9 protein-coding genes, 1 tRNA gene and 1 pseudogene are annotated in these 12,348 nt (G+C 34.2%); 6 read left to right on the plus strand and 5 right to left on the minus strand.

What is annotated here, in order from left to right; all coding sequences use genetic code 11:
* Positions 1-19: 19 nt before the first annotated feature.
* From ACFIMU_RS01725 to ACFIMU_RS01735, 3 genes are read left to right on the plus strand one after another with little or no spacing between them, the layout of a single operon-like run.
* Positions 20-766 (plus strand): ATP-binding cassette domain-containing protein, encoded by a 747-nt coding sequence (locus tag ACFIMU_RS01725; protein ID WP_375696766.1) that lies wholly within the window; start codon positions 20-22, stop codon positions 764-766.
* Entirely contained in the window at positions 756-2,081 is a 1,326-nt protein-coding gene (locus ACFIMU_RS01730) for an HlyD family type I secretion periplasmic adaptor subunit (protein WP_375606382.1), read from the plus strand. Before ACFIMU_RS01725 ends, ACFIMU_RS01730 begins: the two co-directional genes overlap by 11 nt.
* Positions 2,081-2,545: a toxin-activating lysine-acyltransferase gene (locus ACFIMU_RS01735; protein ID WP_375696767.1), complete on the plus strand. Its 465-nt coding sequence runs from the start codon at positions 2,081-2,083 to the stop codon at positions 2,543-2,545. The genes ACFIMU_RS01730 and ACFIMU_RS01735 overlap by 1 nt, the downstream gene beginning before the upstream one ends.
* A 224-nt stretch (positions 2,546-2,769) precedes the next feature.
* On the opposite strand, the gene ACFIMU_RS01740 is transcribed toward ACFIMU_RS01735, so the two are convergent.
* Positions 2,770-2,844, minus strand: a tRNA-Gln gene (locus ACFIMU_RS01740).
* Positions 2,845-3,717: 873 nt separating this feature from the next.
* Here ACFIMU_RS01740 and ACFIMU_RS01745 point away from each other — a divergent pair.
* Positions 3,718-4,320, plus strand: coding sequence for a superoxide dismutase (locus tag ACFIMU_RS01745; protein WP_375606385.1), 603 nt, complete (start codon positions 3,718-3,720; stop codon positions 4,318-4,320).
* An 82-nt stretch (positions 4,321-4,402) separates the two neighbouring features.
* Here the strand turns inward: ACFIMU_RS01745 and ACFIMU_RS01750 are convergent, their stop codons facing one another.
* On the minus strand, positions 4,403-6,496 hold the full coding sequence (locus ACFIMU_RS01750; RefSeq protein WP_375696768.1) for a S9 family peptidase: 2,094 nt from the start codon (positions 6,494-6,496) through the stop codon (positions 4,403-4,405).
* An 854-nt stretch (positions 6,497-7,350) separates the two neighbouring features.
* Here ACFIMU_RS01750 and ACFIMU_RS01755 point away from each other — a divergent pair.
* A complete protein-coding gene (locus ACFIMU_RS01755) occupies positions 7,351-7,788 on the plus strand; it encodes a MucR family transcriptional regulator (protein WP_012754848.1) in 438 nt (145 codons plus the stop codon).
* A 98-nt stretch (positions 7,789-7,886) separates the two neighbouring features.
* On the opposite strand, the gene ACFIMU_RS01760 is transcribed toward ACFIMU_RS01755, so the two are convergent.
* Both ACFIMU_RS01760 and ACFIMU_RS01765 read right to left on the minus strand, forming a co-directional pair.
* Entirely contained in the window at positions 7,887-8,297 is a 411-nt protein-coding gene (locus tag ACFIMU_RS01760) for a SufE family protein (RefSeq protein ID WP_375606387.1), read from the minus strand.
* Positions 8,298-8,405: 108 nt separating this feature from the next.
* Positions 8,406-8,781: pseudogene (locus ACFIMU_RS01765) on the minus strand (DUF5330 domain-containing protein).
* Between the two features lie 1,056 nt (positions 8,782-9,837).
* Here ACFIMU_RS01765 and ACFIMU_RS01770 point away from each other — a divergent pair.
* The gene (locus ACFIMU_RS01770) at positions 9,838-10,671 is read left to right on the plus strand and encodes a peptidoglycan-binding domain-containing protein (RefSeq protein WP_375606388.1); all 834 of its coding nucleotides are present in this window, start codon (positions 9,838-9,840) and stop codon (positions 10,669-10,671) included.
* 892 nt (positions 10,672-11,563) lie between these two features.
* On the opposite strand, the gene ACFIMU_RS01775 is transcribed toward ACFIMU_RS01770, so the two are convergent.
* Complete coding sequence (locus ACFIMU_RS01775) at positions 11,564-11,689, minus strand: hypothetical protein (RefSeq protein WP_375614987.1); 126 nt, start codon at positions 11,687-11,689, stop codon at positions 11,564-11,566.
* Positions 11,690-12,348: the final 659 nt, after the last annotated feature.

Raw genomic sequence — 12,348 nt, forward strand, 5'->3', positions numbered from 1 at the left:
ATGGGAAGAATGGCAGCATTTGAAAATCTCTCGTCTTCGTTTGGGCGATATTCTTAACTCCCCTCCAGAATGGGAAGAAGAAAAACCGCCTCTTCAACTCAGTGCTCCTCCTCATCTTGAAGCCAACGATCTCTGTTTTTCTTATGGAGATAAGTCCATTATCAATCATCTTGATATCTGTTTACAACCTGGGCAACCAATTATGTTACTTGGTCCTTCAGGGTGCGGAAAAACAACCTTGGCGAAGCTCTTTTGTGGACTCTCCCCCCCAACAAGCGGAAAGATATTGATTAACGCCCAACCTTTACAGAATTTTGATGTCCGTAGCGTGCGTGAAACTATCGCGTATTTTCCTCAAAATCCTTGCCTTTTTTCCGGAACCATTCTTGAGAATATGCTTCTTGCAAAACCAGATGCCACTAAAGATGAAATCGACGCTGCACTATATATTAGTGCTTGCCATGATTTGATTGCTCAATTACCTCTAGGACTCCATACTCAAGTAGGAGAGCAAGGTGGTTTTTTATCAGGTGGTCAGCGCCAACGCTTGGCTTTGGCTTGTTTTTTTCTGATAAACCCAAGCCTTCTTATTTTGGATGAACCTACTTCCGCATTGGATGACGCTGTCAGTGCACAAATTGTTGAGCATTTATATAAATTTTCACAAGATCGTATTGTTCTTGTTATTACCCACAAAAGTGACCTCTTTCCTCAGCATGCAACCGTCTTAAACTTTACTGATTTGGAGGCAAAAAATGGCAGATAAAGCTCCTTATTTGCGCCTTTTGTCACCAACGCTTCATATGGTGGTTGCTGTTTTGATTGCTTTATTTCTCTTTATTGTGATCGGCAGCTTTATCGCAAAAACAGAGATTGTTGCACGGGGGCAAGGAAGTGTTATTCCCACCACCTATGTTCAGCTTGTCCAAGCGCAAAATACAGGACGCATTGAAAAAATCCTTGTAAAAGAAGGGCAATTTGTTCATCAAGGGGATCTCCTTATTCAATTAGATCCCCGTGAAGCCCTCAATGAGTGCGCACGTGTTCAAGCAGATATCGCGCAACAAACTCTTCAAGCACAAATCGCAACAGCTATTTTAACAGCTTTGCATGAAAGTGATCCTTTGGATAAAGATTTTGTGACCAAAGGGCTTGCCTATCTGCCAGCTCCTCCTTCTGGCAACACGACTGCAAGAATAGAAGGGGAAAAACTCATTAGCGCTACCCTTCAATCTCTCCAAGATAAATTAAGAGCGCTAAAAGCACAAGCGGACCGCGTCGAGCGCAGCGGTGCAACACAACATGCGCAATTAGATAGGTTGGAAGATGATCGTCAATTAAGCCAAGGAAAATTAAAAGCTGCAAAAAGCCTGATGGAAACAAAAGTCATTAGCCAAGCCGTTTACTTAGAGCGTTTACATGACTTTAAAAATGTCGAGCATGAAATTTTAACCAATCAAAGACATTTGGAAGAAAATGCCGCCGAAATAAATACCCTCCGCCAACAACGGAAAAGTCTCATTTCCGATGAAATCGCCCGCTATCGGCAACTTTCGCGTGAAACAGAACTGAATCTTCAAGGATTAAAAGCAAAGCTTGATAGCACTCAATACCATCTTGACCACTTATCACTTTATGCACCTGTTGATGGACGTATCGATGATTTAAGTACCCATACTTTGGGTGGCTTTGTAGAGGCTGGTAAAACTCTCATGCGCATTGTCCCTGGTGCGGGCGGTCTCATTATTGAAGCATTTTTTGATAATCGAGATATTGGTTTTTTAGAAAAGGGCCAACGTGCTTACATCAAGTTTTCTGCCTTTCCGCCTGAACGTTTCGGTGTTATCCACGGCTCAGTCGTTAATGTAGGCGCTACAGCACGCTATAATAAAGAAATTAATGGTGTCTACGCTGTTTTAATCAAAATTGACCAAGATCATATCACTTTGAATAACAAACAATTTAAATTTATCCCTGGCATGACTGTAACAACGGATGTCATTACCTCAAAACGGCGTCTCATTTCTTATTTCTTTGAACCTATCACCAAAATTTTAGAACAGTCCCTAAAGGAAAGATAATGTCTGTAAATGAAAATCCATCACCATCACTCATAGATCCTCTTACGGCTTTGGGTGCCATGGTTGTTTTAATGCTTACATCTCCCTTATACCGCCGCTGGCGAATTTGGGATATAGACCGAAACTTAGGTCCAGCTTTACAGACTGGGCAATACAAGCTCTATAAAAATGAACGTGGAGAATTTTGCGCCTTTATCACTTGGGCTTTTTTAGATGAGAAAAATCATCAATCTATGCTTGAAAAGGGAGAATTTTTACCCGATGCCAATTGGCAAAATGGAAAATACGTATGGTTTATTGATTGTGTAGCACCTTATGGCCATACTGCTCATATTGTACGTGATATGCAACGAAATATATTTCCTGATCAGCGTTATTGTTATGCTGTACGACGTAATGAAGATGGTGGAATACGAAAAATTGCACGCTGGTGTTGCTATAGAGCGCAAAATCCATCCAAATAGTTTTTCTAAAGCAAGTGCGCATAAACCATTTAAGCCCCACTCTTATAAAGAAAAATCCCTAAAATAACTATTTTGACTATAGTTATAGTAAGAGCCACTCCGCTACAGACGCGTATTTCCCCTCTAACCAATCCGATATGAATGGCTAAAGATAATATAAGAGGTTTAATCCACTCTCAAGTCTATGATTTCTCAAGTTTATGATTGATTCATTTCACTAAAATTGGCTGGGGTACCTGGATTCGAACCAGGGAATGCCGGTACCAAAAACCGGTGCCTTACCGCTTGGCTATACCCCAAAAAACACGCTTTATAGCGACTCCTGCACCTTATAGCGATTCCTGTGATTGGACGCAATATCTGAAAATCAAAGACCTTACTTTTTTATCATAAAATTTCTGAGTCTTGTATGGCATTGCCATCGATACAAATTCGTAGCAGAAACGATATACAATTGTGATTTTAACATAAGTAGCAACCATTTATCCACCAATTATTTCGCTCTTTGTATTGATGTCTTAGGAACAGAACATGAAAATCTTTCAGTTTACTCATGTATCTAATAAATTTGCATATGATTTAATTTTCTTGATATATTAAAATCTCATCTTGCTCAATTTAAGAAAAAAGCTGTCACCACATTGGCAACCGGTAAGTGTATGATAGTGCTGCTGTGCTCTTGCATTAAGCATAAAGATGGTAATGTCCACTAATTTTTACATTATATTATTCATGGGTAGCACCATAAAATAAAATCAAGCACATTGAAAAATATTTCCTAAAAAATAACACTTAATATTCTGTTGAAAACATTATGATACACCAATAAACTGGAAGAGTTTTGCAAAAATTAAAAACATTTTATATGGTATTTGAAAAAATAGATATACAAAAACAAGGAATAATAGCTATTTCCATTTACTTTTTATTCAAAAGATAATGATATTCATTACCCGCTCATAGATGTAAAAAATCTTCAGAAGCAATCTTTATGTAGACCAATACCCTTTTTGATTGATGAATATACATTTCCTAAAAGCTTCTTTTACAAAAAGAGAGACATTAAAACTATTTCATACAAACTAGGTATTCAACATTTGCTTTTAAATTCGGTAAATGGCAAATTAGGCTTATGAAATAAGCTTAACAATTAGAATCGAGGAGATTTTTAAATGGCTTTTGAATTGCCCCCGTTGCCTTATGATTACGATGCCCTTTCGCCTTATATGTCACGCGAAACACTTGAATATCATCATGATAAGCATCACCTTGCTTATCTTACCAACACCAATAATTTTGTGAAAGAGTTAGGCTTAGAAAATGAAAGCCTTGAAGATATTGTTAAAAAAAGTTTTGGAAAAAATATTGGTTTGTTTAATAATGCAGCGCAGTATTACAATCATAACCACTTTTGGCTTTGGATGAAAAAAAATGGTGGTGGCCAAAAACTTCCTGAAAAGTTAGCAAAAGCTATTGACGCTGATCTAGGTGGTTATGACAAATTCCGCGCTGATTTTATTGCTGCTGCTAGTGCCCAATTTGGTTCTGGATGGACGTGGGTTGCTGTTAAAGATGGCAAGCTTGAAATTATGAAAACCCCTAATGGTGAAAATCCCTTAGTGCACAATGCTCGCCCTATTTTGGGTGTCGATGTGTGGGAACATTCCTATTACATTGATTATCGCAATGCTCGACCGAAGTACCTCGAATCCTTTGTAGACCATTTAATTAATTGGGACTATGTTTTAGAACTTTATGAAGAATGTGAATTTTAAACTATCTAGATAACTTTTTAGTGTATGAAAGTCTCTATAATCCAATAAATTATCGGAGACTTTCATACAGAAGTATTATGGATTAGCAAAAGTCTTTTCCTGCTATCTTTAGAATATATGCATAGATATAGGCAACTTCTTCTAGCTTTGAAAAACGTCCAGCTGCACCAGCGTGCCCTGAATCCATATTAATACGTAATAAAACTGCATTATCGTCTGTTTTTAGGTCTCGTAATTTTGCCACCCATTTTGCAGGCTCCCAGTAAGTTACACGAGGATCTGTTAATCCTGCCATCACAAGTATAGGGGGATAGTTTTGAGCTTTGACATTATCGTAAGGGGAATAGGAAGCAATAAGCTTATAATCTTCTTCTGATTCAAGAGGGTTCCCCCATTCGCCCCATTCTGGAGGTGTGAGTGGCAATGAAGCATCTAACATTGTCGCTAAGACATCAACAAAAGGCACATTCGCTACGATCCCAGCAAAATCCTGGGGAGCTATATTGGCAATGGCTCCCATCAACATCCCCCCTGCTGAACCACCATGGGCAATCAGCCGGTTGTGAGAAGTGAATTTATTGTTTACAAGGTAACGCCCACAAGCAATAAAATCTGTAAATGTATTGTGCTTAAAGAGATGTTTTCCTTTCTCATACCACTCTACTCCCTTTTCTTTTCCTCCGCGAATATGAGCAATAGCGTAAATAAAACCTCTGTTTACTAGAGAAAGTACATTACTATTGAAACTGGCAGGAATAGAAATCCCATAAGCACCATAACCGTAAAGCAGACAAGGCGCACCACCATCAAGGGGAGTGTTTTTGTGGTAAAAAAGTGAAATAGGAATCTTCTCACCATCGTCTGCTATTGCTATAATCCGTCGTGTTACATATGCATCTTTATTATGCCCAGAGGGAATTATTTGCGTTTTTAAAAGCATTCGTTTACAACTTTTCATCTCATAATCAAACACTTGATCAGGTGTTGTCATAGACGAATAGGAAAAACGAATAGTTGGACTGTTATATTCTGCAACTCCTTGCAGACCTAAAGAATAAGCCTCTTCAGTAAAAGCGATGGAATTAACTTGTTTAGTGGTACGTTCCATTACTTTTATACGTGGAAGCCCCTCAAAACGTTCGATCCAGACAAGAAAATCTTGATAAGCATCATGGGATAATATTAGGCACCCAAGCTGATGTGGGACAAACTCAGACCAATTTTCTGATTGTGGAGATGTATATGGCGCTACCATAATTTTGAAATCTTTTGCATTATCTAAATTGGTTAGAATATAAAAGACATCACCACCCTCTGTAAGTGAATATTCAATACCTTGTTGTCGTTTCCGTACACATTGGGGAACAGTAAAAGGTGCCTCAGCAGGAATTAACCAGATCTCGGATGTTTCATGATCATGAATATTAATATAAATAACATCATTAAGCTTAGAACCGCTTACATCTAAGAAAAAACCTGGATTGTCTTCACGAAAAATAAGCTTATCTTGTGATTGATCTGTGTTTAATTGGTGATAATAGAGCTCTGAAGGTCGGTGGTTTTTATCCATCTTAGTATAGAAAAAACCTTCAGACCTAGCATCCCATACAATTTGACCAGATGTATCAGTAATTGTGTCCGTACAGTCAGACAATGTCTCAAAATTACGAATTTTAGCTGTATAGAATTCTGATCCTTTGTCATCATAGGTCCATACCACATGTGTATGGTCAGGAGATTCTTGAACTGAACCAAATTTAAAATATTCTTTGCCTTCTGCCAAGACATCACCATTAAGGTACACGTTTTTTTCTCCGCCATTCCTTGGTGTCCGAAAATAATGTGGCTGTTGGCCTCCGGTAACATAAGAGAATCCGTAAGCAAAAGGACCATGTTTTATAGGAACAGAACTATCATTCTCTTGGATCCTGTTTTTCATTTCTGTAAAAAGCAAATCTCGTAATGGTTTTGTATCAGCCATTTGAGCTGATTGATAAGCATTTTCTTTTTCAAGATGCTGTCGAATATTGGGGTCAAGACAGTTAGGATCTTTAAAAACATCTTGCCAGTTAGACGCACGTAGCCAATGATAGGGATCATCACGAAAAATACCATGATATATTTCCTTATGAGTGATTCTAGATGCTTTGGGAGGAATTGCAAAAGTGCGAGTCATACACAATCCTATATTAAAATATGTTAATAGCTTCGTTTATATGTTAGAATCACAATGATTGATGAAAGTGTAAAAATCTATAAGTTCTATTCACTTGCAAAAATAGCACCATGATAATTTTTAAAACTAATACCTTTCTGTTCATTACATATCACAGCTATTGTTTTCTAGGGATATAATACCACTTTTATAATGAAAGTGACGGGTAAAACAATTAAACTATTAGAAAAAGAATTGATTTTTTTTGAAACAGTATAATCGCATAATTTTACAGAAAGGAATAAATATATCTAAAATATTATTATTACTGTATAAAAAATAAAAATGTTCCATCTCCTTTTAACGAATAGTTTTATATTATAAACAATACTATTATGTCATATTTATAATATAGTATTTTTTTATTATTAAATTTTATAAATATAAATAATAAAAATAAATTTAAAACTTATTAAACATAAACTTACTAAACTATAAGTATTCAAAACAAAATATAATAATTTATATATTATATTTTTATAATTAGTAATTTTATTTTTACGTTCTCAAAAAAAATAAATAAATTTTATCATATATTTTTTTATATTTGTGATGTATTATATATTATGTATGATATGTTATAGGGTAAAAATATATTTTATCATGTAATAATTTCGTTTTTCTTATTGTATATTATGACAAAAAATGGGTATTTATTTGATTTTTTTGTGTTTTGGCAATTTTATAGAATAATTGAATTGACAAAAAAGATTTTTGTACAATATGAAACTCATGTGCATGAGATCTTTATATCATGAGTATATGCACTATATCTCGATTTTGAATTACTCAATTTTAAATTAAAGGAAACAAGAATGGAACATCGTGCAGTCTTAGAGACTGAAAGCAATTTAGTTATTACATTGGTTGCTGATATTGTTGCTGCCTACGTGAGTAATAATTCTATTCGACCGACTGAAGTGCCAAGTTTAATTGCTGATGTCCATGCTGCTTTTCGTAAAGCAGGGAATCTAGAGTTAACAGAAGTCGAAGTTGAAAAACAAAGGCCTGCCGTTAATCCGAAGCGTTCAGTATTTCCTGATTATCTCATTTGCCTTGAAGATGGAAAGAAGTTTAAATCTCTAAAGCGTCATCTCATGACACATTATGGAATGTTGCCAGAGGAATATCGTGAAAAATGGCAGTTAGATAGTTCTTATCCTATGGTAGCGCCTAATTATGCAAAAACACGATCGGCTTTGGCCAAAGAAATGGGGCTTGGACGCAAAAGCAAACGGAAAAAAACTAAATAATCTTATTTTGCGAAAAAATGGTTTCATGTATAAAGTTTATTTTAGTATACATGTTTTGTGTGAAGCTTTTGTATATATAGCAATTTCTACCAAAGGTATTACATATAGCTTTCGTTACGAATCCGTTTAATCATTGATTTCAGACCATTTGATCGTTGTGGTGTAAGATTTTCATTTAAACCAAGTTTTTCAAAGAGCTCTTGAGCATCAGAATTGCGAATTTCAGAAGCTTTTTTGCCTGAATAAAAAGCAAGAAGTATATAAATGAGTCCACGCACAATATGAGCATCGGAATCACCTTGAAACGTCAATATTGGATCTTCTGAGTTATTACGTGAAGATAAAAGCCACACTTGGCTAACACAACCAGGAACTTTGTGAGCATCGTTTCGAGCGCTTTCCGGAAAAGGTGGCAATTCATAGCCAAGCTCGATGACATAACGATAACGATCTTCCCAATTATCCAAAAGCGAAAAGTTATCTATAATATTACCGATTGTGTCCGCCATTATTTTAGTCCTGTTTCGTTTGAATAATCATTCTTGAATACACTTATAAAAAATAAATATTTATTCTTCCTAACATAAATAACACGAAGAACGTTAAAAATCCTTATTTCAAGATAACATTGCATGGTTTTGTAAAAACTCTTGTATTTCGATTTTGTAAGAAACATTAGGGAAAGTCTCTGATATTATTTTTGTTTCCTAATATGTTCCCTAAATATTCATAAGCAGCTCTTGCACCGTAATATGCGCGCTCGCCAAGTGAACTTAAAAAGGATTTTCCTACTTTGCAGGTTTTTATATTACGGTCACAAAATGCGCCTAAGTCATTTAAGGCTTCCTTAAAAGCAACAATCACATCGCTCGTTGTTGTCTCATTATTTTGGGGGATAGAAGAATGATTACTGCTTGGATCTGCTACAAAAAATGAAACAATGACAAAAATAAAAAATAAAAAAAATGATAATTTGATTAAAAAACGTATCATGGATAATCAATGTACCGCAGTGGTAAATACAATAAAAGAAGCATTTTATCCACCGTTGCTTTATAAACAATTTATAAAATGTACTTTTTATAAAATTGAGTATTCATGTATTGGATCTATATCATTGGCTTTTTTATAAATATGGCACAATTCCGCTGTATAAAATGGGATACATTGTCTATTCAGTAAAAAATTAACATCAAAATTATACACTTACAAGCTGGTCATGTTAATAAACATACTATGATAAAAAATGAGAGAGATAATCATGTTGTGTACATAATTATTTTAAATAATAATCCACCATCTTAGCTTAGTTGAAAAGGCTAACAAGAGTAAACTCTGTTATTCTGATTCTAGTGTCGATAAAATATTTATATTATCTATAAAATTTTTACTGGAATGTTATAAAAATAGTCAACATGTCGATAAAAACATCAAAAAAATAACTGCATCTCTTATGATTACATCTCAAACCAGTTTTTTTCTATAACATTGTAAACATCAATTTAATTGATACTTATGAAAATTATTTAATAGAAGGAATTTATACAAAAATATAATAATATTGATAGATAATTATTCTTACCAAACCGTTTATGGATAAGTAACCATCTATATGTAAATTATAAAGAATAGATAATGATTGTCATCTTTTTAGTGTTATAGGCAAATATTTTCAATTTTAGTTTAAATAATAGCCAAACATATGCCCCAAAATGAAGAATAACGTGGCATTATTGTTTAGATAATTATATGTGATAATGCAGTTTGCAAACACCAAAATGATCTTGAATGCTAATCATTTGGTGCTCTCTTTATACACATTAAAGATTTATATAAAATAAAATGAAATGAATAAAAGTTGATAAGAACTCTTGTTGATTTATCAACTTATAAATTGATATAATGAAGCCGCTCATTCTAGGAGTTTGAAAGGAAAATCAATAATGTCAATGCACTTTTCGCTGTCTGAAAATAAGAACTGATTCATATTCGTTTCCTAATTTATATTTGTTTCTTTGTAAAAAATAAACGCAACTGAAAATAAAAGTAATGGCAACAAAACGAAAGACATACCGAAAAAAAAATGTAAAACACCGTAAATACTATAGTAGTATTGTTATAACGCTTCTTCTTATAATTTTTCATTTTATTTTTTGGAGTGTAAAAACTCTTTATTTCTATACAAGAAAAAATACTTTATTTTTTGTTGGATCTCTTCTTTTTAGCATTAGTTTTTTATTTATTTCATTTAATGCTTTATTTTTGCAAATGACAACGCATCAAAATATTTTAACTCAAATGAAATTTTCCTCTGTTCAAAGTATAGGTAAGAGCTCTATTTTATCGGAAAAAGAAGAAAAATCACAAGAACTCTCCCGTGTAACTTCTGTACATTCTCAAAGTCAGAACCACACAAATTCACCTTTACCCTCTCAATCAGCAAGCATGCTGGAAAAGCAAAAAGAACTAACAAAATTAGGCCTTTATGATGGACCATTAGATGGACTGGAAGGACCTAAAACACGCCGAGCCATCACTTTATGGAAACAGCAAACTGCTCAGAGAATGCAAAAGAATGTTCTATCTAATCCCGCAACAGATGAAATCGCGATATTAATTAAGCAAAGCGAAATAGAAACAAACAATACAAAAAATATGACACACTTAAAAGAAGCTATTTTAGAGCCTTCTGTTGAAGATATTATACAAGTGCAAAAAGCTTTACATATTTTTGGGAATGAGGAGGTTATTGTCACAGGAATAGAAGATCAAAAGACGATAGAAGCCTTAAAACAGTTTCAAAAAATATTTGATCTTCCTGTAACAGGTAAAATTAATCACACAATTTTAATGAAAATGCGTGAAGTTGGTTTATTAAATTGAAGTAATCTCTTAATTTATAATGATAATTCATCTTTCGTTTATTTAATATTCCCCTCAAACATTCCTTCATCTCAAGCCCTCTTATATTCAATCAATCAGAATGGTTTTCTTACACATTACATATTGAGCCGTACAATTTGCTGCAAAAAAAACACAACCGATTGCAGAAAAAAGAAATATTGCAAAATAGCAAACGTGCTCGTTCTACCATTTTTATTGCCTCTGATGATAAAAGAACACGAAATTTTTGTAGTATCACGTAAACCTTTCATATCATCGAGCCACGAATTGTCCATATATTATCGTCAATTTGATCTTTATAAATATGATGCAAAGAATTTGTGCAAACATCTGTAAAGATAAGTAGACGTAAGGCTAGTTGTGTTATGATTGTTGTTTCGCAAAGTGTCTGATAAAAAACCAGCACTTCTCTCCAATCTATTGCTGGAAAATTATGTGTTTTATGACATTGTTTTCCTAAGAGAGCGTGTGCGTTTAGTATTGCCTATAAATCAACATCCAAACCTAACGCAGCAGTATGTTTGAAACAAATATTAAGACAGTTTAGTACTTCTCTCAGCTGTCATAGCTTTTGTATGCCAAATGGAGGCAAGAATATTGCGCATCTCTGTTTGTATAATCTCCTTAAAACAGGAAAACAGCCTAATTTGGAAAGAATATGAAAATTTAAGGTAAAAACCAGTTTTCATCTTTGCCATTTCCTTTTAATTCAGCTTTACACCTTTCAATAACATCTAAAGTAATATCTTTAATGGAGATTACCTATTGCCTCATGCTTTTATTTATCACATGTCTTTTTGGCCTCACTCCCCCTCACCTAAAATAAAATGTCCCAAACGGAATATACTTGGATTGCCATTCACGGGCTTTCTTAAAAAACATCTCTAAAGCACCCAAGACCACTTCGCAACAACGCCCGTGAATAATAATAGCAGCCCCAGCGCCGCGCATCATCTTTACGCTTTTTGTCAAGAAGCAAGCCGGCACCATTACACATTTACCTACCTTCAATTTGTGACAGCTCTTGACATTTGAGATGATTCATAAAAGGCATATCCTTACTTTATTTTTTTATCCACAGACACTCATCCCGCCTATAACACACAAAAAACATGGTTTTGATTGATTCATTATAAAAAAAGTCGAAATGAGAGGATTTTATGATATTTACAGCTTTCATTCAATATAAGAAATAAAAAATTATCATTATAAATCAACAGATTGTGTAACTTTGATATTCCTTCATAAGTGTAAAGACGGTAGTGCATAATGGAGTTTATAAATTTTGGGAAGATTTTCATAAACTTACGGAGAGTTTTACATAATCCCCATTCCACGAATGTCAATGTGAAATGGGGCATCTACTGAGAAATGTCTATCTCAAACAGCATGATATGCAAAAAAATGCATTTGTTTGCAGCATTCTATCTTGCGTGAGGAGCTCATTCCCCTATAAAAAAGCAAATGCATAAATTGACTGCACAATAACACGTTTCTCTCTATCAAGAGGTTCGCCAATAGAAAGTGATTAATAATACATCTTTTGTCTATCCTGCTTTATATTTTCTCTCATAAACCTCTAAAAAAACACTTTCTCGCGTAACATAACTTATCGTGCATTTTAGAAGCATTTTTATTCCCTTTATTAAAGAAAAT

It is taken from the genome of Bartonella sp. AC70YNML (genome assembly GCF_042196545.1).
Lineage (GTDB): Bacteria > Pseudomonadota > Alphaproteobacteria > Rhizobiales > Rhizobiaceae > Bartonella.